This window comes from Vibrio sp. SCSIO 43153, assembly GCF_023716625.1.
In the GTDB taxonomy this organism is placed as follows: domain Bacteria; phylum Pseudomonadota; class Gammaproteobacteria; order Enterobacterales; family Vibrionaceae; genus Vibrio; species Vibrio rotiferianus.
In genome coordinates, this window is sequence record NZ_CP071855.1 from 2,376,965 (window position 1) to 2,397,543 (window position 20,579).

A 20,579-nucleotide genomic window follows, 5' to 3' on the forward strand; every position below is an offset into this window, starting at 1 on the left:
GATCTCAAATTTATCTGAATTTTCCACAAAAAAATTGTTGTTAATCTTTTTCTCAAATAGATTTGAGAAAAATTCATACTAACAAAGAGAAAACGACAATGAGCGTTACTGTACCTACACAAACTCTTCCAATAACAAATGAACCGCCTCACGTTAAAGCTGGCATGACGGCAGAAGAATGGAGAGCCGCAACTAAGTTTGATAGCACCGACTGGGGTTGGGTTATCATGAGTATCGGTATGGCTATCGGTGCAGGTATTGTGTTCCTCCCCGTTAAGGTTGGCGTGCTTGGCCTATGGGTGTTCCTAGCCTCTGCAGTAATTGGCTACCCTGCAATGTATCTATTCCAACGCCTCTTCATCAATACCTTATCCACTTCACCAAAATGCCAAGATTACGCAGGTGTCATCTCCGGTTACCTAGGTAATAAATGGGGAGCATTATTAGGCATGCTCTACTTCATCATGTTGGTGATCTGGGTATTTGTCTATTCCACTGCGATCAACAATGATTCAGCTTCCTTCCTACATAGTTTTGGCGTAACCAAAGGGCTATTGTCAGAAAATCCGCTGTATGGTCTAGCTTTGGTTTGTGCTTTGGTAGCCATCGCTTCTCGTGGTGAGAAGATCCTATTCAAAGTCAGTACAGGATTGGTATTAATCAAATTGTGTACTGTTGCATTGCTTGGCTTCATGATGATTGAGAAGTGGGATTTAGCAAACGTGGGTAGCGTACCAACAGCAGGTGCTGGCTTGAAAGATGCCATAGAGCTATTGCCGTTCACGCTCACTTCTATCTTGTTCATTCAAAGCTTAAGCCCAATGGTGATCTCTTACCGTTCTAAAGAGAAGTCGATTGAAGTTGCACGCTTCAAAGCAATGCGCGCGATGAAGCTTGCCTTCGGTATTTTGTTTGTCACTGTGTTCTTCTACGCAATTTCATTTACCTTAGCAATGTCTCATGAACAGGCAGTAAAAGCAGCAGAAGAAAACATCTCAGCCTTGGCGATGGTAGCTCAAGGGATGGACGGCACAACTCTGAAACTTCTAAGCCTAATGCTCAATATCTTCTCAGTGATGACTGCATTCTTCGGCGTATACCTTGGTTTCCGTGATTCTTGCCAAGGCCTAGCCATGCTCGCTCTTAAGAAGGTCATGCCAGAAGAACAAATCAACAAAGAGCTTGTGACAAAAGGCATTATCTTATTCGCGATATTGATGGCATGGGGTGCTATCGTTCTGAATTTACCTGTGCTGAGCTTTACTTCAGTATGTAGCCCTATCTTTGGTCTGATTGGTTGTTTGATCCCAGCTTACCTAGTGTATCAAGTGCCTTCTCTGCACAAATACAAAGGTGCTTCTTTATACCTAATCATTGCTACAGGCATTTTGCTGTGTATCTCACCGTTTATCGCTTTTAGTTAATCCATCCTCTCGCCTCGGTTATCATTTATCTATGTGGTAGCCGAGGTTTTCGTCTTTATTTTCTCCCCTCTCCGTTCGCGACAATTCTGTTTCATACCTGAGACGAGTTTACCCAAATCTCGCAATCTGCTTAATTTCCGAGTGCTAGCTCACACTTTTCTGACAATTCTCAACTATGTTCAGCGGGTAATCTCAACCCGCATAGGAAACAATATGAATAAATACATGGCAGAGGTGTTTGGTACTTTTTGGTTAGTACTTGGTGGTTGTGGCAGTGCTGTACTGGCTGCTGGCTTTCCAGACGTGGGCATTGGCCTATTAGGTGTTTCTTTTGCTTTCGGTTTGACCGTTCTTACCATGGCATTTGCTATCGGCCATATCTCTGGCTGTCACCTAAACCCAGCTGTGACTGTCGGTTTATGGGCTGGCGGCCGTTTCGAGACTAAAGACGTTGTACCTTATATCATTGCTCAAGTTGTCGGTGGTGTGATTGCAGGTGGCGTGCTTTATGTTATCGCGACCGGTCAAGCGGGGTTTGATGCTGTTGGTTCGGGCTTCGCTTCAAACGGCTACGGTGAACATTCTCCAGGTCAATACTCAATGATGGCGGCACTTGTGACTGAAGTGGTGATGACGATGATGTTCCTTATCGTAATCATGGGCGCGACAGACAAACGCGCACCGCAAGGCTTTGCACCTATCGCGATCGGTCTGTGTTTGACTCTTATCCACCTAATCAGTATTCCTGTGACTAACACTTCGGTTAACCCAGCACGCAGTACTGGTGTTTCGGTGTTTGTTGGTGACTGGGCTGTGTCTCAGCTATGGCTCTTCTGGGTAGCACCAATCCTGGGCGGTATTCTAGGTGCACTTATCTACAAGAATCTTCTAGGTAAAGAATCAAACGATTAAGTAGTTCGCAAACCGCAAGATCAAAAAAGCCGCTGAATTCAGCGGCTTTTTTATTAAATCTTGTGTCGCCCCAGAAGGGAGTGTGACAAGGTTGTCCCGTCCACGAGCTCAAGCTCGCCACCGACTGGTACACCGTGGGCAATGCGGCTTGCATCAACTTGATGTTCTTTACACAGCTCTGCGATGTAATGTGCTGTTGCTTCCCCTTCCACCGTTGGGTTGGTGGCAAGAATCACTTCAGAAACATCACCTCGACGGAGACGGTAATCCAACACATCAAGGCCAATATCACTTGGGCCAATACCATCCAGTGGTGATAAGTGCCCCATCAGCACAAAGTACCGACCTGAGTATTGACCAGTGGCTTCTACTGCTGCAATGTCTGCTGGACTTTCTACTACACAAATCTGACCGTTTTCTTGGCGTTTTGGGTTAGTACAGATATGGCAGACTTCTTCTTCAGTAAAAGTACGGCACTCAGTGCAATGACCAATTTCTGTCATGGACTGACTCAGCGCGTCTGCCAGTTGCAAACCGCCTTTTCTATCACGCTGTAACAAATGAAAGGCCATACGTTGCGCCGACTTGGGGCCAACCCCAGGTAGACAACGTAAGGCCTCCATCAATTGTTCCAGCATATGACTGGTACGCATTAAAAATCCGCTTAATTAAGATTCAGCAGATTAGAATGGCATCTTCATACCTGGTGGTAGTTGCATACCGCCAGTTACAGAAGCCATTTTCTCTTTTTGAGTCTCTTCAACGCGACGTGCTGCATCGTTGAATGCTGCAGCAATAAGATCTTCTAGCATCTCTTTGTCGTCTTCCATCAGACTTTCGTCAATGTCTACACGACGCACACTGTGGCTGCCAGTGATTGTAACTTTAACTAGACCAGCACCAGACTCGCCAGTTACTTCCATATTCGCGATTTCTTCTTGAAGCTTTTGCATGCGATCTTGCATTTGCTGGGCTTGCTTCATTAGGTTGCCCATACCGCCTTTACCAAACATGTTTATCTCTCTGGTTTAATTAGGTGTTGCATCTGTTAATGGGGTTATCACATTACGTTTTCAACCCCATTCCGTTCAATTTTTAGATAGGACGAACACTATCTTTATCAAGCTCTGCTGCAAATCGACGTTCGATGAACTGAACATGTGGATCGTTCTCTAAGCTGTTCAGAGCTTGTTGTAATTTTTCTTGGTAGAGCCTGTCTCTCAACTCAAGCGGCGTCTCACCGTTTTCGCCGACTCCGATGCTCAGGTGACACTCTTCTCCCAACACATTGTTCAGTGCACTCAGAAGCTCACTTTGCGCTCTGTCGGTATTCAAGTGTGCCTGACTGCCTCTTAATTGTAGCGAAACTGTCGAGCCTTCTTTGTTGAAATGCGAGTTTAATGCCAATTGTTCCACTAATTTTGGGGTATTCATTTGGCTAATTAAGTTCGCCCATTCGCTTTTCTCTAGCGATTCATCAACCAGCTTCTGCGCCATCTCTGGCGTCTTTTCATGCTCTAGCGCTTGCTTGAGCTGCGTAGGTGTCAACTGCGTATTGGCTTTCTTTTCAACCGGTTTGGTTGGACGCCAACGGTACGCTTCATCCTCTGGTGCTTGTTTTTCAGCTTGAGGAGCAGATTTAGGCGACACCTGCGCGGAATTGCCATGCAATTGCGCTAAACGGTCAATAACCGATTCTTTTTGTGCAGATGTCGCGTTAGACTTTTTTGGGCCACCACTTTGCGTTGATGCTTGTTGCTGCCCCTGACGCTGTGAACGTAATTGGTGACGTAGGCCGCTCAAATTACCACGAGCAGGTGCCGGAGCACTTTCTTGTGGCTGAGCTTGTTGAGGAGTTTGCTGCGTTGGCGCAGGGTTCTCACTCATCGGCGGAGCCATATCGTATTGTGGTGCCATATCGTAGCCACCCTGATACTCAGGTTGGTACTGCGGCGCTTCATTCATGGGAGCCGGGGATTGTGTCGCCGGCTGACTCATCGACTGAGCTGGCGCTTGATGTTGCGCTGACGGCGTTGGTCGGCTTTGCACGTGCTGTGCAGGCGCCTGAGCCACTGGAGCTTGTTGCTGCGCTGGTCGTTGTGCAGATGACTGCGGAGCCGCTTGCAATGACGGGCTCACGCTTGATGTCGGCGCGACTTGAGGCTGTGATGAAGTAGAAATCACGTTCGCGCTATTATTTGCTGACGGACGGAATGCCATCATGCGCAATACGATCATTTCCATGCCGACGCGACCATTTGGTGACAACGTCAGATCTTCACGACCTTTTAAAGCAATTTGGTAGTAAAGCTGAACATCTTGTGGTGTGAGAGCTTTACTCAATAATTCGATTTTTTCGGCATCAGGTTGCGTCTGATCCAAGGTCGATGGCAGAGCTTGGTACATCGCGACACGATGAAGCTGCGATGCCAGTTGTTGTAACAATCCATCCCACTCCACACCATTCGATGCAAGTTGCTGGATTTTATCCATCGCCTGTTGAGGTTGCTTACTGCTGATCGACTCAAGTAAGTGAATCGCTTGGTCAGTATCAATTGTCCCAAGCATGTGACTCACGATATCGGTTTGAATTGTACCGTTACCTAGAGCAATCGCTTGGTCAGTTAAGCTCAATGCATCACGCATACTGCCATCTGCAGCGTGCGAGATCATGCCAAGTGCTCTTGCTTCTGCAGAGACTTGTTCTTTTTCCAGAATATGGTCAAGTTGCTGATGAATGTCATCAACACTGATTGGCTTAAGGTGGAACTGTAAACAGCGTGACAGAATCGTCACAGGCAGTTTTTGTGGATCCGTGGTCGCCAACAAGAACTTCACATACTCAGGCGGCTCTTCCAACGTTTTTAACAGTGCATTGAAAGAGTGACGCGAAAGCATGTGTACCTCATCGATGAGGTACACTTTAAAACGTCCGCGAGCGGGTTTGTATTGAACGTTATCTAACAGTTCACGAGTGTCTTCAACTTTAGTACGAGAAGCTGCGTCAATCTCTAATAGGTCAACAAAACGACCTTCATCAATCTCACGACAAGTATCACACTCACCACAAGGGTTAGCAGTAATACCTGTCTCACAGTTCAGGCCCTTAGCAAACAGTCGGCCAATCGACGTTTTACCAACGCCTCGAGTGCCGCTAAATAAGTACGCATGGTGTAAGCGATTTTGCGCTAACGCGTTCTCTAAAGCCGTCAGAACATGGTTCTGGCCTACGACTTGGTCAAACTTGTTAGGACGCCATTTTCGCGCTAAAGCTAAATAACTCATTGAATGTATTAGTGTCCTTCAAACTCGCAAATGCTGTATACGTTCAGGCCTAGACCTTCTAGACGCTTATCACCACCGATTTCTGGCAGGTTGATAACGAATGCAGCATGCTCTAACTCACCGCCTAGTTGGCGGATAAGCTTCGTTGTTGCTTCAATTGTGCCGCCAGTTGCTAGCAGATCGTCAACAACCAATACTTTATCGCCTTCTACGATTGCATCAGTATGAATTTCTAGCGTATCGACACCATATTCAAGCTCATATGATTGAGCAACCGTCGGGCGAGGAAGCTTGCCAGGCTTACGCACAGGAACAAAACCCACGCCTAACTCTAGCGCTAAAGGTGCGCCGAATAGGAAACCACGAGCTTCTGTACCCACAACTTTAGTAAAGCCCATGTCTTTGTAACGCTCAACCAATAGGTTAATCGTTGCTTGGTACGCTGTTGCGTCCTCAAGAAGGCTAGTTACGTCGCGGAAAAGGATACCTGGTTTTGGGTAGTCTTGGATGCTTTTGATGCTAGATTTGATCAGTGAAATTGTTTCTGTAGTCATAATACCGGTTTACTTAGATTGGCTCATCACCCTCTGTTCTAATCACAATATTATGAGGGCAATCAACAATAGGTTTTCACCACCATGTGCTTTTTTAAAAAATCACAGGCGCTGAAAATACAAACGCCCACTCGAAGAGCGGGCACACTATTCCCTACAATCTTAGTGATTTTCTTCTCTGTCAGCAACAAGCTCAGTCACAGGTAGACGCATAAACCAACTGAGTAAAACGATTAGCATCACTAAAAGCGCAATTTTTACCCAGATGAAGGGCGCAACCAGAATTGATACGGTAAAACTCAATACGATAAACAACGCACCACGTTGCTTAACTTTTCGAGTTACCGCTCTATGTTTGTGCCAGTTCTCTAACATCGGCCCAAAAGTTTTATGCTCGTGTAGCCAACGATGAAATGTCGGGCTACCACGTAAAAAGCAGGCACTCGCTAAAAGGATAAAAGGTGTGGTCGGGAGCAAAGGAAGAACGATACCTGCAATGCCAAGTATCATGCAGAGTCCACCTGCAATATTGAAAAAGTAACGCTTAATACGAATGGTGGACTCCAATAAACTATCTTTTAATTAAAAGCCTGCGTAACCGTTCATTACGCGAAGCCAGGTTAACGTTGCAGGTAGAGTTGGGATCAAAAGGACTGCAATAAAACCTAAAAAGTAAAAAACATTATAAGGCTCTTTAAATTCTTTGTCTGCCATGGGCTTCTTCTCACTAGTTGACTTTACTTCTCCCAAACGCACCGCGTTAAATTAACGTTGCACAAATGGGTCATTATTGTTTTAAGCGATGACTATACCTTAAACAGCAAATGCTAAACACCAACAAAAAGTAAGGGTTTATAGAATAAGAAGCCGGATACGAACCAACAAAAAACGGCGCAATGCGCCGTTTCAGTATAAATATACTCCCACAACTAAATAAGCCGACTCATCTGAATGATACTGAGGCTAAAGCTTGAAGATCCGATACAACCTATTGAAAGCTGACCATTGGTGTTAATGGTTAGATCTTTGGTAACGAAGTTCTTCACACTTCCCTCTCCTAAACTCAATCCAGCTGGTACATGGTAGTTCATATTGCCATTGATCCATTGGCTGTCTAAGCCTGCTGGTAGTATAGATATTGAAGAAGAAGCCAGATCCGCCACACCAAATACCGCATTGACTGGCGCTGCACACTCTGAACACTGAATGCCCTTTTCAATAATCTCGACAAGGTCTTTAAGGTCAGCACTAAAGCTCTTCAGGTTCCTTAGGTAATCATCAAATAAAGCTCGAATAAGGAGTGTTGTCGCTACCCCTTTATCTGACTGAGAAGCAGAATCCACCAAGTAAAATGCAAACTGACCATTCATCAACCATCGATAATCAAATACCAAAGGCATAACGTCTGTGGATTGCAGCAACCTATATGAACACTTCCAATCACCTTGGGTGGTATCTTTCTCTGGCAGCAAAGCATGCAGCAGATCCCGAGCGGCGCTTGGGTTGTTTTGCAGATACTCTAAGTGCCAATGCAATTCCTGTTCATCTGGCATCTCGCCGCCATCATCAACACGGAACCACTGGCTTGAAAAATCGCGTTGCTCTGAAAAATGACAATCAGAATCCTCTAGGGTGTTTTCAACTGCTTGATAGAGATGTTCATAATTACTAATGGGTTTGGGTAAGAAATCTTTTATTCCAAACCTTAAGGCTTTCGCAACATCTGACATCTCATTGGTAGCAGAAACTACAATAAGGGGTAGTGATGGATACTCTAGACTAACCTCTTCGACGAACTCAATACCATCGAGCACTGGCATTGATAAATCACACAATATAATGTCGGGATCATTATTTCGAAGTTGTTGCAGTGCTTCTAGCCCGTTTTCAGCTTCTACTACCTTAAATCCCTGACTTTCCAAATAAGCACTAGTCACTTTGCGAAAAATCGGATCGTCGTCCACTAACATGATCAGTTTCTGATTAACCGCTTCTTGCGCCGAGGCTATTGCTGTTTGACTGTGAGTCTTATACATACCTTTACACCTCACAAAGCTCAGTCAAAAAACAAATTAATAAGTCATTATTTTTGTTATATTTACGTCTCACGAAACGTTGCGCAGCAAGACATCAGGCCCTTTCACCTTGTTATAAACCGTAGCCTTAAAATGAGTTTTATACAAATATTGCATGTTTTATCAGTATTTACTCAGCTATGTCTCGTGTGTTGAAATGATGCAACATGTTGACTTAAAGCAAACTTTGATCACAAAGTTAATTATAAATTAGCCAAAAACGGTAATTTAAAGTGTCTGGAAATATGAAATTAGATGATTTGAACCTGTTTCGATTAGTTGTCGAAAATGGGAGCTATACCGCAACTTCGCGTAAGACCATGATTCCGGTGGCAACCATCACCCGACGTATTCAGGCGCTAGAAGATTCGGTTAACTTGCGACTGTTAAATCGCCATGCGCGAAAACTGTCTCTAACAGAAGCCGGAGAACGTTTTTATCATGAGTGCTCTCCCCTTCTTCAACGCCTTACTTCTGCAGCTGAAGAGATCACCGACGAATGCCGCGGTGCGTCTGGCAAGATAAAGATATCCGCGCCATATAATCTGACTAAGCGCATGATGATGCCGATGTTCAATGGTTTTATGCGCCAGTACCCAGATATCAATATTGAACTGACAACTGAAAGCAATGCAGATCAACTTGATCCGACCGAATGGGATGTTATTTTCCGTGTAGGCCCTCAACGTGATTCAAGTCTAATTGCACGTAAGATCGGCGAAGTTAAAGATATTTTAGTCGCTAGTCCCGACTACTTATCTGCAAACCCGGCCCCAACTCATGCAGAAGAACTTAGCAATCACTCGCTACTTAAAGGGCACCCTCTTCTTAAGTGGACGTTGATTAACAGCAAGGGTGAATCTGTCGTTAACATCGAGCGAGGTCGCTTCCAAGCTAACGCGCTAAATGTTGTTCGTAGCGCTTGTTCAGACAGCCTTGGTATTACCCTAATGCCTGACGTGATGATCAAAGAATTTATTGAGAGTGGTGATTTAGTTCGCGTTCTGCCAGATTGGAGCGCAAACCCGCGTGATATCTACATGCTTTACAACCACAAAGACCACCTTCCTGAAAAAGTGCGCTTATTCATTGATTTCGTGATTGCTTACAACATTCACTAAGTCAAGAGCCATAAAAAAAACCAGAGCCTTCGCTCTGGTTTTTTTATTTCTTAAGAAGTCGCTAGGGTCTGTTGACCTTTTGCGGTTAAATTTTGTTCGAGATAAAAGCGTTTTAATCGCGGCGAGAGGTTTGTAGCCTAGTTATTCTAAGTAAAATCCTCTCAACAAAGAGTAAAACGCTTTTAGCCGAACCCTTCGGGCAGCGTTTGTGGCTCCTTTCTACTGCGTTATCGGCTTATCAGGTAGGGCAACTACATTTCAAAGCCTCTGCCTTGCATAAAGAATCCACAAACTGCTGCAAAAATCAGCTCAAAAGGTCAACAGACCCTAATTATGCGCCTTCATTATGCAGTTCAAGGTTCGCTAAATCTTGTTGAATTTCGCGTTCCGTCTTCGCATCATCATTACGCATACCATCTAAGAAATCGAGATATTGCTGATCTATATCACCAGTAACGTATTCGCCGTTAAATACTGAGGTATCGAACTGAGCAATGTCTTGGTTACCTAGGCCAACCGCCTCAACTAAATCATCAAGGCGCTGATAAATAAGCGCGTCTGCACCAATTTGCTTACAAATGGTCTCGTTGTCGCGACCGTGAGCAATCAATTCTGTTGCACTTGGCATGTCAATACCATATACGTTCGGGAAACGAACTTCAGGTGCTGCAGAAACCATAAATACTTTATTCGCACCCGAGTCACGCGCCATTTCAATGATCTGCTCAGACGTTGTGCCACGCACGATAGAATCGTCAACAAGTAGTACGTTTTTGCCTTTAAACTCAGAGCGAATCGCATTCAACTTACGGCGCACAGATTTCTTACGCTGCTGCTGACCCGGCATGATAAAGGTACGGCCGACATAACGGTTTTTCACAAAACCTTGGCGGTATGGTTTGTCGATCGCTTGAGCAATTTGCAAAGCAATGTCACAAGAAGTTTCTGGAATTGGGATAACAACATCGATATCGAGATCTGCGTAGTCTTCGCTGATACGTTCACCGAGCTTCTTACCCATCTCAACGCGTGCGCTGTAAACAGAAATTTTATCGATAAATGAATCTGGGCGAGCAAAGTAAACAAACTCAAAGATGCATGGATTAAGCTTGGGATTGTCAGCACATTGCTTAGTAAACAACTCACCATCGAACGTAGCGTAAATTGCTTCACCTGGTGCAACGTCACGTACAAAATCAAAGCCAACCGCATCTAACGCTACTGATTCTGATGCCACCATGTATTCTGTTTTGCCATTCTCTTCGCGCTTACCAAGACAAAGTGGACGGATTCCATGTGGGTCACGAAATGCAATCATACCGTGCCCAATGATCATTGCAGCGACGGCATAAGCACCACGGATTGTACGATGTACATTTGTTACGGCGCGGAACACATCTTCTGAAGTAACGTTCCCCTTCACAGTGTCGATTTCATGAGCCAATACGTTCAGTAAGACCTCAGAATCTGAAGTGGTGTTAATGTGGCGGCGGTCTTTTTCAAACAGTTTCTGACGAACTTCGTGCGCGTTAGTCAGGTTCCCGTTGTGGGCAAGTGTAATACCGAAAGGAGAGTTTACGTAGAAAGGTTGAGCTTCTGAGGCACTTGAGCTGCCTGCAGTTGGGTAGCGTACATGTCCAATACCCACCTCACCTTGCAAGCGCTGCATGTGTTTGGCTTCAAACACATCCTTCACTAAACCGTTCGCCTTACGCAGACGAAAACGATTGCTTTCTATGGTACAAATACCAGCGGCATCTTGGCCACGATGCTGTAACACCGTTAACGCGTCATAAATAGACTGGTTTACAGGCGTTGTGCCCACGATTCCAACAATACCACACATGTCCTAATCCTCGATTTGCGACAGTAGCTGGCACTACTAGATAGTGCCAGACAAAAAACTTGATGTTGCTTGTAAGTGCTCGAAGAACGGGGCGATGATACGGCTGAACTCTGGGACCAACTGTGACTCTTTCCACCAATCCGAGCTTGGGAATGCAGTAAACGCATCCATAAAAAACAGCACCGCAGAAACAATCAGCACTCCACGTAAACCACCAAACACCACACCAAGAATTCGATCGGTGCCGGACAGTCCTGTTTTTTGTACCAGTTGACCAATGACGTAATTCACCACTGCACCAACCACTAAGGTTGCGACGAATAACGCCGCAATTGCGGCTCCGTTCCGAAACATTTCATCTTCGATGTTGGTGAAGTACACCGCCAATTTGGCGTAGTAGTTGCTGGAGATAAAAAATGCTCCAAACCAAATCACCAAAGACAAAGCTTCTTTAGCAAAACCGCGAACTAAACTGATCAGAGCTGAAAATCCGATCACACCTAAAATGACAAAATCTAACCAATTCATGTTTTCTTCATCTTAAGTTGGCGCGCATTTTAACAGAAAAAACGCTGACGCAAACGTTTTCTTATGGATTTAATGGCTTAAATTTAAGCAATTGACCTTTTGAGCCTGTAATTTTTTGTAATTCCTTGACCTGTCGTTCAAGTTTACTTTTTGATACATCAGGGCCAACAATCACACGAGTAAAGGTTTTCTCTTTTTTCACATGAGCTTGGTAGCCACGCTTCTGTAAATCCTCTACTAGTGCAACTGCATTCTCATGATTTTTCAGAGCCATCAACTGAATGATCCAGGCTGAATCTTCATATTGATTTTTTTCTTCAATCGGTCGAACTGCGACTTCCACCTGTTCAGGCTGTTTCGTTTCTTCTGACTGCGTCCCAGTCGTTTGATTCGACTCAACTACCGCCGCTTCAACGACTTCTGAATCATTCACTGTCGCCGTCACTGGAGAGTCAGGCAGTGAAATATCATCTTCGACAGGTTTTAAAATTTCGAAGTTTTCCACATCGCTATCAAGTTCAGGCTTAATAGGAATACTGGCAAACTCTTCTTTGTAGTGGAGTTTCTTCCCATCTAGTACGTCTGGAAGGACGATAACCCCTACAGCGACTAGAATGATGGTGCCGACTAAACGACTCTGGAATTTACTTGCCATCAAATTACCTTTGATTACTCATTATTTGATTGCCAATGCTCCAACACTTCACCAACGGTATGGAAGGAACCAACCACCAAAATGACATCGTCTTGAGTCGCGTGTATTTTCGCGTCCTCAAACGCTTCTACTGGCGTTTGGAACTGAACTTGACCTTGAGGTAAGTGTTGACATAGTTCCTCCGCTGTAGCCGCTCGTGGGCCAGTCAGCGATGACGGATACCATTGTGTAGCAATTGAGCTTAACGCTTCGATTGTTGCCTTGATATCTTTATCGTGCAGCATCGCCACCACTACGTGGATGTTTTTATCTGCGTATTGGCGCTTTACCTTCTCAACTAAGTATTCTGCTGAATGAGGGTTATGTGCAACATCAAGTACGATTTCAGGACTGTTTTGCAGAACCTGCATTCGGCCAGCTAGGCGTGCATTATTCAAGCCATTAACGATGTTAATGTCAGTGATTTGCAATTCTGAAGCACCGAGAGCCATTAAAGCAGTAGCTGCATTTGGTAAAGGCAGAGAAGGAAGCGGAAGATCATCAAGACCGAACGCGCCACTACACCACTTCCAACCATTGTCAGTCAGGTGGTAATCGAATTGAATACCAACCTGATAGAATTCCGCGCCGATATCATCAGCGTGTGCAGCAACCGATGCAGGTGGCGTTGGTTGACCACAAATCGCAGGTTTACCCGCGCGGTAAATGCCAGCTTTTTCAAAACCGATCACATTAATGTCATCACCCAGCCAGTCAACATGGTCAATGGCCAAACTAGTGATAACTGACACGTCATGGTCAACCACGTTGGTCGCGTCCAAGCGACCGCCAAGGCCAACTTCTAGCAGAACCACATCCACCTTCTCTACTTGAAAAATACGAAGAGCAGCTAACGTACCGAATTCAAACAAGCTTAGGCTGATATCGCCGCGCTGTTTTTCGATGTAGTCGAACGCTTCACAGTGTTTGCTGTCATCGGCATCAAGGCCATTGATACGAACACGCTCGTTGTAGCGAATAAGGTGTGGTGAGCTGTACACACCGACTGAGTAGCCAGCGTCCAATAGAATGGCTTCCATCAGCGCACAGGTTGAACCCTTGCCATTGGTGCCGGCAACAGTAATCACAGTAGGAGCTGGTTTAGTGAGGTTGGCTTTTTGTGCTACCGCTTGAACGCGGTCTAAGCCAAGGTCGATTGCTGAAGTGTGGAGTTTTGTTAAATAATCAAGCCACACCGCTAGAGGGGATGTGGCTTGAGGAATAGAGTTTTGGGTCATCTAACTTTAACCATTAATTTCTTTGGTTTTTATGTTAGTTGATACTTTACCCTTTTTCGTCCGCTTCTGGTACAGAATATGGCTCTTCATTTGGAGATTCGTTAACCGAAACCACCATAGGAGATTTGTGGTTAGTTAGCTTAGCCACTAGACCACCCACACGCTGACGCATTTCACGACGGTCAACGATCATATCAATCGCACCGTGCTCCAGAAGGAACTCACTACGCTGGAAGCCTTCAGGAAGATCTTCACGTACAGTCTGCTCGATAACACGACGACCAGCAAAGCCAATCAGCGCTTTAGGTTCACCAATATTGATGTCACCTAGCATCGCCAAACTTGCTGATACGCCACCCATTGTTGGATCTGTAAGTACAGAGATGAATGGCAGACCTTTCTCAGAAAGGCGTTCAAGTGCAGCACTGGTTTTCGCCATTTGCATTAGAGACATAAGCGCCTCCTGCATACGCGCACCACCACTTGCAGAGAAACAAACAAGTGCACAGTTGTTTTCAATTGCAGCATCTACCGCTTTTACAAAGCGAGCACCAACAACTGAACCCATTGAACCACCCATGAAAGAGAATTCAAACGCACACGCCACAAGCGGCATGCCTAGCAGTTCACCCTGCATCACAACCAATGCATCTTTCTCACCACTGTTCTTTTGAGCAGCAGAGATGCGCTCTTTGTAGCGCTTGGAATCTTTAAACTTCAGTTTATCTTGCGGCTCAAACTCTGTACCTAGCTCGACGCGCTCACCTTCGTCTAGGAAAGTCTCCAAACGACGACGCGCTTTCATGCGCATGTGGTGGTTACACTTAGGACAAACTTCTAGGTTACGTTCAAGTTCAGCATGGTATAGCACCTGCTCACAAGATGTACATTTAGTCCACACACCTTCAGGGATAGAAGCTTTGCGTGAACTTACAAGGTTGCTTTTCTCTAAAATCTTTTCAAGCCAACTCATGGAAGACCTTTTCTCTCAACTCTTCCGCTTCATTGCGAAAGATATAAATTCGGAATATTACGGACGGATTAAAACATATCTTGCCGCGACTGTAGATAAAAAACTGGTTGTACCTATTTTTGATACAGGTGACGCAACAATGGTTATCGCGGCGATCTCTTCTAAAGTACCGATATTTTGAATTAAGTTCGTGAATTTAGTTCAAATTATCTGGCAAAAATAAGGGGCCGATCGGCACTCTTGGTAATCCAAACTCTTCTGGATAGTCCACATCTACCAGATACAAACCTTCCGCCTTTGCTGTCGCTCCTGCTAACTTGCGGTCTTTCGCTTCTAAAAGTGACTTAATCCACTCTGGTTTTTCTTCACCGCGGCCTACTTTAATCAAGCTGCCAGTAATATTGCGAACCATATGGTGAACAAAAGCATTGGCTTTAATGTCGATAACAACATAATCACCATGACGGGTTACATTGAGATGCATCATGTTGCGGCAAGGGCTCAATGATTGACAATGCGCAGCACGAAATGAGCTGAAGTCATTTTCACCGAGTAAGTACTGCCCAGCTTCGTGCATTTTTTTCTCGTCCAAATCACCGTGGTAATGACTCACACCCGAATTTAAGATACCTGGACGCAATGCATGATTGAAGATGATGTAGCGGTAACGACGTGCAGTTGCTGAGAATCGAGCATGGAAGTCGTCAGGTACTTCTACCGCCCAACGGACAGCAATATCGCTTGGCATGTTCGCATTTGCACCCATTGTCCAAGCAACCATTTTTCGACTTACGTTGGTGTCGAAGTGAACAACTTGACCTGTGCCGTGCACACCAGCATCTGTACGACCAGCACACTGCACTTCTACAGGGTGGTTCGCGACAACAGAGAGTGCTTTTTCTAGCTCTTCTTGGACACTTTTCACTTCTCTTTGGCGTTGCCAACCAAAGTAATTTGTACCGTTATATTCGATACCTAATGCGATTCTCATTTTAACCTTCGAACTCTAAAATGGGGCGGGAAGTATATACGTAAGTCCTTCCAGATACAAAAATGGGCAGCGTTTGCTACCCATTTTTTGTTTATCGACCGTTGATGGCGTCGATGAGTCCTTTCGCTTCGCGGCGAATATCATCTTCACCGTAAACAATGGCTTCCTCTAGCAGTTTGACCGCACCTTGTGGGTCATTCATCTCTAGGTAGATTTTTGCAAGGTCAAGCTTACCTGCCGCCTCTGCGTTACTATCTACGTCGACATCACCATTATCACCAATCACATCAGGAAACTCGTTCAAACCAACATCAAGTTTGAGATCTTGTTCTTCAAATTCACCACCATCTTTATCCACTTGAGCCATCAATTCGTCAATCGTCATGAACTGATTTTTCTTTGGGTCAAAGTCGGTAAGGTCTTCTTGCTCACCCCAGTTTTCTTCGGTGATTCTTGGCTGCTCAAGTGCCTCTGATGAACTCCAAACCTCACGCTCATCTTCTGGAACTTCCTCCCCACGAGAAGGGTACTCAGTTTCAGGAGAAAGCTTGAAACCATCCCAATCATCACCAACGTCAAGCATAGCCTCAATATCCATGCCTGCGCTTGCTATGGTGTCACTGTCCAAATCAGTATCGAAGGTTTCTGAATCCATACTGTCTTCAGAAAGTAGATTCGCCATTGCAGCTTCATCAAAATCAGACACTTCCGGTTCAGATGGCGCCGAAAACTCTGGAGCTACCGTTTCGCTTGGCTGAGCAAACATGTCAAACAATGCATCCTGTTCAGATTGCTCTTCAACGTCCTGCTCTACTGGCTCTTCAGCCATTGATGCCATTGCGTCTTCTTCACCAAACTCTGGCAACTCTAGCTCATCGAAGTTGAACTCTTCATCTTCAACAACTGGTTGCTCTGGTTGAGCTGCCACTTCCGGCTCTGCTGGCTCTTCAGCCATTGATGCCATCGCATCTTCTTCACCAAACTCTGGTAGCTCTAGCTCATCGAAGTCGAACTCTTCCGCTTCAGCAACTGGCTGCTCTGGTTGAGCTGCGACTTCCGGCTCTGCTGGCTCTTCAGCCATTGATGCCATCGCGTCTTCTTCACCAAACTCTGGCAACTCTAGCTCGTCGAAGTTGAACTCTTCATCTTCAACAACTGGTTGCTCTGGTTGAGCTGCGACTTCCGGATCTGCTGACTCTTCAGCCATGGATGCCTTCGCATCTTCTTCACCAAACTCTGGCAACTCTAGATCATCGAAGTTGAACTCTTCCGCTTCAGCAACTGGTTGCTCTGGTTGAGCTGCGACTTCCGGATCTGCTGGCTCTTCAGCCATTGATGCCATCGCGTCTTCTTCACCAAACTCTGGTAACTCTAGCTCATCGAAGTTGAACTCTTCATCTTCAACAACTGGTTGCTCTGGTTGAGCTGCGACTTCCGGCTCTGCTGGCTCTTCAGCCATTGATGCCATCGCATCTTCTTCACTAAACTCTGGTAATTCTAGCTCATCGAAGTTGAACTCTTCATCTTCAACAACTGGTTGCTTTGGTTGAGCTGCGACTTCCGGCTCTGCTGGCTCTTCAGCCATTGATGCCATCGCATCTTCTTCACCAAACTCTGGTAGCTCTAGCTCATCGAAGTTGAACTCTTCATCTTCAACAACTGGCTGCTCTGGTTGAGCTGCCACTTCCGGCTCTGCTGGCTCTTCAGCCACCGATGCCATCGCATCTTCTTCACCAAACTCTGGTAGCTCTAGCTCATCGAAGTTGAACTCTTCATCTTCAACGACTGGCTGCTCTGGTTGAGCTGCGACTTCCGGCTCCGCTGGCTCTTCAGCCATGGATGCCATCGCATCTTCTTCACCAAACTCTGGTAGCTCTAGCTCATCGAAGTTGAACTCTTCATCTTCAACAACTGGCTGCTCTGGTTGAGCTGCGACTTCCGGCTCCGCTGGCTCTTCAGCCATTGATGCCATCGCATCTTCTTCACCAAACTCTGGTAATTCTAGCTCATCGAAGTCGAACTCTTCCGCTTCAGCAACTGGCTGCTCTGGTTGAGCTGCGACTTCCGGCTCCGCTGGCTCTTCAGCCATTGATGCCATCGCATCTTCTTCACCAAACTCTGGTAGCTCTAGCTCATCGAAGTTGAACTCTTCATCTTCGACAACTGGCTGCTCTGGTTGAGCTGCGGCTTCCGGCTCTGCTGGCTCTTCAGCCATAGATGCCATCGCATCTTCTTCACCAAACTCTGGCAACTCTAGCTCATCGAAGTTGAACTCTTCCGCTTCAGCAACTGGCTGCTCTGGTTGTGATGACTCTTCATCAAGTAACCAGTCTTCCTCTTGAGGAACGCCAAACTCGTTCGGAGAAGTATTTGGTGTTGGCGTTACTTTTGGCTCTTCAAACTCAGGCTCAATAACCTCCTCTACCACTGGCTCTGGTAGATCTGATGGCTCTGACTCAAGAGCTGATTCAGCTTCAAAGGCAACCTCTGCATCTTCCAAAGGCTCATCTTGAGCTTCTGCTTCAGACAGCTCGTTAAGTAAAGCATCGCCTTTAGGTGAAATCTCTTCCAAATCACCAACGAACTGATTCCGGTCAAAACTGCGCTCTTCCTCAGCTTGTACTGACTGCTCATCTTCAGCTTGAGAGCCTTCTACTTGCTGCTCAGAAACTAGCGCATCAATGTCAAAGTCAGTGTCTAAAGAAGAGGAGCTCTCTTCAACCGCTGGCGACTGCTCTGCTAGAAGTTCCTCAAAGCCAAGTGATGACAATAGTTCATCTTCATCGCTCTCTGTATCGTCTTGACCGATAAGTTCATCAAATGCATCTTTATCGGACTCGGAGTCCTCTTCAAGAAATTCATCAGCATCCGAATCTAATAATTCATCGAGCAACTCTGTGCTATTTTCATCTAACTCCAATGCCTCTGAATCATTATCAAAGCCTGACAGTTGCTCTAATTCATTTAGAGGATCGAAGTCTTCACTATCATCCTCATCTAAATCAATCAGTTCATCGAGTAGGTCTGTGCTACTTTCGTCAATGTGCTCTTCATCGTAGCCTGCAAGTTCTTCAAGCTCTTCAAGTGGGTCTAACTCTGACAGTGAACCGCCATCATCTTCTCCGAGCAACTCATCGAGTAAAGCAGATGCATCGCTGTCTTCACTCAAATCAAACTCATCGTTCGCTGTTGATTTAGCCTCTTCAACCTCTTCGGCAGGTTGCTCATACTGTGCTAATAGCTGATCGATGTCATCATCAGATGCCATTCCAGCGCCAAACGCATTTTCGTTTACTTCACTTGGAGAACTGTCTTCAATCGGAGCATCATCTTCTTCTGCAAGTCCAGAGAACAAGTCATCGAGCATTGATTGATCTAATGCACCCGATTCAAGTTCTTCTGTTGGTTCATCAGCAGATAGTAGTTCTGAGAACTCATCTTCTGACATAGACAAACCAGTATCTGCCGGCTCATCAGAGAGATCGAAAGCAGAGTCATCACCTGAAGCGGTATCATCTAAATCTAGTTCTGGTGATACTTCATCTAGTGCGCGTTCCATCTCTTCAAGACCTAACGCTTTCTCTTCACCATTAACGCTGATTCCATTAGCCGACGAATCAAAGTCATCTAAACCAACATCAAGGTCGCCATCGTCACCAATACCAGCGAATGGATCTTCTCCATCTTCCCCTTCAAGATTGAAGTCAAGATCGTCATCGTCCAAACTTGCAAAGACGTCGTCATCCTCTTGACCGCTGTCATCAGAGAACAGCTCGTCATGGTCACTATCATCACCAAAGAGATCATCATCTAGACTCAACTCTTCATCAAGCTCATCAATGGAGTCACCAATAGCGAGCGGTGCAGCTGCCATTTCAGGTGTAGGCGTTTCTGTTTCCGCGGCTTCTTCTTTCGCAGCTGAACGACGTCCCAACAGCATCACGATCAATAAGGCAATCAATACACCTGGAATCAATGCAGCGAGACCAACTAACCAGCCATTGGACAAAATTTTATCCAATGTGCTCGGCTGCATTCTTTGTTGCTCAGCAACGCGTTGACGTTCTTCAGCTAATAATTTTTCAACTTCTGAGCGAATGCGCTCTTCGTCATTTAATTCAGTTTTTAAAGAATCTACTTCGGTTTGAACTTCAGAAAGCATCAACCTCAAATGGTGATTCTTTTCTTCGAGTGATTCCAACTCGCCTTGAGACACTTGTAGCTTTTCTTTTAATGCCGATACCTGTTGCTCTCCCTGAGGAGAAGTTTCCACTTTAGGAAGCGGTTTCTCTGTAATCTGAACTTCCTCAGGTTGAACCACATTTATCTTCGGCGTAGTAGTTTGAGGCTCAGGCTTTGCTTGGACTGGGCGTACAGGTTCAGGCTTAGGTTCAACAGGTTTTGGCTGTGTCGCTTGATTGAGTTTTGCCTGATGCGCCTTCATTACAGCCGCCGCTTGAGCGGTTGTAGCAATCCGAGTTTGCTCAAGAGATGGCACTCTTAAACGGCTACCAGATTCCAAGAGATGGATATTCTGATTCTCAAACGCTTGAGGGTTGATACGATAAATGGCAAGTAGCGTTTGCTGAACAGAAACTGAGTTTGATGGCCTTAACTTAGTCGCGATAGACCATAACGTTTCATTTTGACCGGTAGGGCCGTAAAAACGTGAAGGCTGTAAATTTTCTGGAGTCGCTGGAAGCGCTCTTTCTATCTGCTCTGCATAACTCGGAGCAGCTTGCACTTCACCAGAGGGGCCGACAAGTCGAATTGCTTCAGCCTGTACCACTGACGATGTCTGAGTCGCGCCCATCAGCATTAGTGCAGCTAATAGACGCTTATAGTTTTGATGCATAAAAAGCTCAGTCTGTGTGCTAAAAATAATTTAAATGGTGATCGGTTAAATATATCGGATATAGCGAGCAAAACTATAGGTTT

General features: G+C 45.5%; 17 protein-coding genes. 3 read left to right on the plus strand and 14 right to left on the minus strand.

Translation table 11 applies throughout. The features are described 5' to 3' along the window. The first annotated feature begins 164 nt into the window (after positions 1-164). Together J4N37_RS11405 and aqpZ are read left to right on the plus strand one after the other, a co-directional pair. Positions 165-1,424: an aromatic amino acid transport family protein gene (locus J4N37_RS11405; protein ID WP_010449500.1), complete on the plus strand. Its 1,260-nt coding sequence runs from the start codon at positions 165-167 to the stop codon at positions 1,422-1,424. A gap of 213 nt (positions 1,425-1,637) precedes the next feature. Then, entirely contained in the window at positions 1,638-2,336 is a 699-nt protein-coding gene (aqpZ, locus tag J4N37_RS11410) for an aquaporin Z (RefSeq protein ID WP_252040950.1), read from the plus strand. Positions 2,337-2,389: 53 nt separating this feature from the next. Here aqpZ and recR read toward each other — a convergent pair whose 3' ends face one another. The 7 genes from recR to J4N37_RS11440 form a co-directional block, all read right to left on the minus strand. Continuing rightward, the gene (recR, locus tag J4N37_RS11415; protein WP_010449502.1) at positions 2,390-2,989 is read right to left on the minus strand and encodes a recombination mediator RecR; all 600 of its coding nucleotides are present in this window, start codon (positions 2,987-2,989) and stop codon (positions 2,390-2,392) included. 30 nt (positions 2,990-3,019) lie between these two features. Next, positions 3,020-3,349, minus strand: a complete 330-nt coding sequence (locus tag J4N37_RS11420) for a YbaB/EbfC family nucleoid-associated protein (RefSeq protein WP_005380618.1) — start codon at positions 3,347-3,349, stop codon at positions 3,020-3,022. A gap of 82 nt (positions 3,350-3,431) precedes the next feature. Further along, the gene (gene dnaX / locus J4N37_RS11425) at positions 3,432-5,621 is read right to left on the minus strand and encodes a DNA polymerase III subunit gamma/tau (RefSeq protein ID WP_252040951.1); all 2,190 of its coding nucleotides are present in this window, start codon (positions 5,619-5,621) and stop codon (positions 3,432-3,434) included. Between the two features lie 8 nt (positions 5,622-5,629). After that, the gene (gene apt, locus J4N37_RS11430; protein WP_045385826.1) at positions 5,630-6,175 is read right to left on the minus strand and encodes an adenine phosphoribosyltransferase; all 546 of its coding nucleotides are present in this window, start codon (positions 6,173-6,175) and stop codon (positions 5,630-5,632) included. A gap of 162 nt (positions 6,176-6,337) precedes the next feature. Next, entirely contained in the window at positions 6,338-6,685 is a 348-nt protein-coding gene (locus J4N37_RS11435) for a YbaN family protein (protein ID WP_045385841.1), read from the minus strand. A 72-nt stretch (positions 6,686-6,757) separates the two neighbouring features. After that, positions 6,758-6,889 (minus strand): hypothetical protein, encoded by a 132-nt coding sequence (locus J4N37_RS25135; RefSeq protein WP_010449509.1) that lies wholly within the window; start codon positions 6,887-6,889, stop codon positions 6,758-6,760. A gap of 215 nt (positions 6,890-7,104) precedes the next feature. Continuing rightward, positions 7,105-8,211, minus strand: coding sequence for a response regulator (locus J4N37_RS11440; protein ID WP_252040952.1), 1,107 nt, complete (start codon positions 8,209-8,211; stop codon positions 7,105-7,107). A gap of 284 nt (positions 8,212-8,495) precedes the next feature. Here J4N37_RS11440 and J4N37_RS11445 point away from each other — a divergent pair, with 284 nt between their 5' ends. Next, the gene (locus J4N37_RS11445) at positions 8,496-9,371 is read left to right on the plus strand and encodes a LysR family transcriptional regulator (protein ID WP_010449511.1); all 876 of its coding nucleotides are present in this window, start codon (positions 8,496-8,498) and stop codon (positions 9,369-9,371) included. Between the two features lie 331 nt (positions 9,372-9,702). Here J4N37_RS11445 and purF read toward each other — a convergent pair whose 3' ends face one another. The 7 genes from purF to J4N37_RS11480 all read right to left on the minus strand — a co-directional run bounded on the left by purF (position 9,703) and on the right by J4N37_RS11480 (position 20,496). Continuing rightward, on the minus strand, positions 9,703-11,217 hold the full coding sequence (gene purF / locus J4N37_RS11450) for an amidophosphoribosyltransferase (protein WP_010449512.1): 1,515 nt from the start codon (positions 11,215-11,217) through the stop codon (positions 9,703-9,705). 36 nt (positions 11,218-11,253) lie between these two features. Beyond that, positions 11,254-11,745 carry a CvpA family protein gene (locus tag J4N37_RS11455; protein ID WP_009842584.1) on the minus strand — a complete coding sequence of 164 codons (492 nt, stop codon included), beginning with the start codon at positions 11,743-11,745 and terminating at the stop codon, positions 11,254-11,256. A gap of 61 nt (positions 11,746-11,806) precedes the next feature. Further along, positions 11,807-12,400 carry an SPOR domain-containing protein gene (locus J4N37_RS11460; protein WP_010449519.1) on the minus strand — a complete coding sequence of 198 codons (594 nt, stop codon included), beginning with the start codon at positions 12,398-12,400 and terminating at the stop codon, positions 11,807-11,809. A 14-nt stretch (positions 12,401-12,414) separates the two neighbouring features. Continuing rightward, positions 12,415-13,677, minus strand: a complete 1,263-nt coding sequence (gene folC / locus J4N37_RS11465; protein ID WP_010449522.1) for a bifunctional tetrahydrofolate synthase/dihydrofolate synthase — start codon at positions 13,675-13,677, stop codon at positions 12,415-12,417. Positions 13,678-13,723: 46 nt separating this feature from the next. Further along, positions 13,724-14,650 (minus strand): acetyl-CoA carboxylase, carboxyltransferase subunit beta, encoded by a 927-nt coding sequence (gene accD / locus J4N37_RS11470; protein WP_038887054.1) that lies wholly within the window; start codon positions 14,648-14,650, stop codon positions 13,724-13,726. A gap of 196 nt (positions 14,651-14,846) precedes the next feature. Next, positions 14,847-15,641 (minus strand): tRNA pseudouridine(38-40) synthase TruA, encoded by a 795-nt coding sequence (truA, locus tag J4N37_RS11475; RefSeq protein ID WP_010449526.1) that lies wholly within the window; start codon positions 15,639-15,641, stop codon positions 14,847-14,849. 91 nt (positions 15,642-15,732) lie between these two features. Next, on the minus strand, positions 15,733-20,496 hold the full coding sequence (locus J4N37_RS11480; protein ID WP_252040953.1) for a FimV/HubP family polar landmark protein: 4,764 nt from the start codon (positions 20,494-20,496) through the stop codon (positions 15,733-15,735). Positions 20,497-20,579 lie beyond the last annotated feature (83 nt).

Coding starts and splice junctions, on each gene's coding strand:
- J4N37_RS11405 (WP_010449500.1), top strand. CDS start 165: ATGACGGCAGAAGAATGGAGAGCCGCAACTAAGTTTGATAGCACCGAC.
- aqpZ (WP_252040950.1), top strand. CDS start 1,638: ATGAATAAATACATGGCAGAGGTGTTTGGTACTTTTTGGTTAGTACTT.
- recR (WP_010449502.1), bottom strand. CDS start 2,989: ATGCGTACCAGTCATATGCTGGAACAATTGATGGAGGCCTTACGTTGT.
- J4N37_RS11420 (WP_005380618.1), bottom strand. CDS start 3,349: ATGTTTGGTAAAGGCGGTATGGGCAACCTAATGAAGCAAGCCCAGCAA.
- dnaX (WP_252040951.1), bottom strand. CDS start 5,621: ATGAGTTATTTAGCTTTAGCGCGAAAATGGCGTCCTAACAAGTTTGAC.
- apt (WP_045385826.1), bottom strand. CDS start 6,175: ATGACTACAGAAACAATTTCACTGATCAAATCTAGCATCAAAAGCATC.
- J4N37_RS11435 (WP_045385841.1), bottom strand. CDS start 6,685: ATGATACTTGGCATTGCAGGTATCGTTCTTCCTTTGCTCCCGACCACA.
- J4N37_RS25135 (WP_010449509.1), bottom strand. CDS start 6,889: ATGGCAGACAAAGAATTTAAAGAGCCTTATAATGTTTTTTACTTTTTA.
- J4N37_RS11440 (WP_252040952.1), bottom strand. CDS start 8,211: ATGTATAAGACTCACAGTCAAACAGCAATAGCCTCGGCGCAAGAAGCG.
- J4N37_RS11445 (WP_010449511.1), top strand. CDS start 8,496: ATGAAATTAGATGATTTGAACCTGTTTCGATTAGTTGTCGAAAATGGG.
- purF (WP_010449512.1), bottom strand. CDS start 11,217: ATGTGTGGTATTGTTGGAATCGTGGGCACAACGCCTGTAAACCAGTCT.
- J4N37_RS11455 (WP_009842584.1), bottom strand. CDS start 11,745: ATGAATTGGTTAGATTTTGTCATTTTAGGTGTGATCGGATTTTCAGCT.
- J4N37_RS11460 (WP_010449519.1), bottom strand. CDS start 12,400: ATGGCAAGTAAATTCCAGAGTCGTTTAGTCGGCACCATCATTCTAGTC.
- folC (WP_010449522.1), bottom strand. CDS start 13,677: ATGACCCAAAACTCTATTCCTCAAGCCACATCCCCTCTAGCGGTGTGG.
- accD (WP_038887054.1), bottom strand. CDS start 14,650: ATGAGTTGGCTTGAAAAGATTTTAGAGAAAAGCAACCTTGTAAGTTCA.
- truA (WP_010449526.1), bottom strand. CDS start 15,641: ATGAGAATCGCATTAGGTATCGAATATAACGGTACAAATTACTTTGGT.
- J4N37_RS11480 (WP_252040953.1), bottom strand. CDS start 20,496: ATGCATCAAAACTATAAGCGTCTATTAGCTGCACTAATGCTGATGGGC.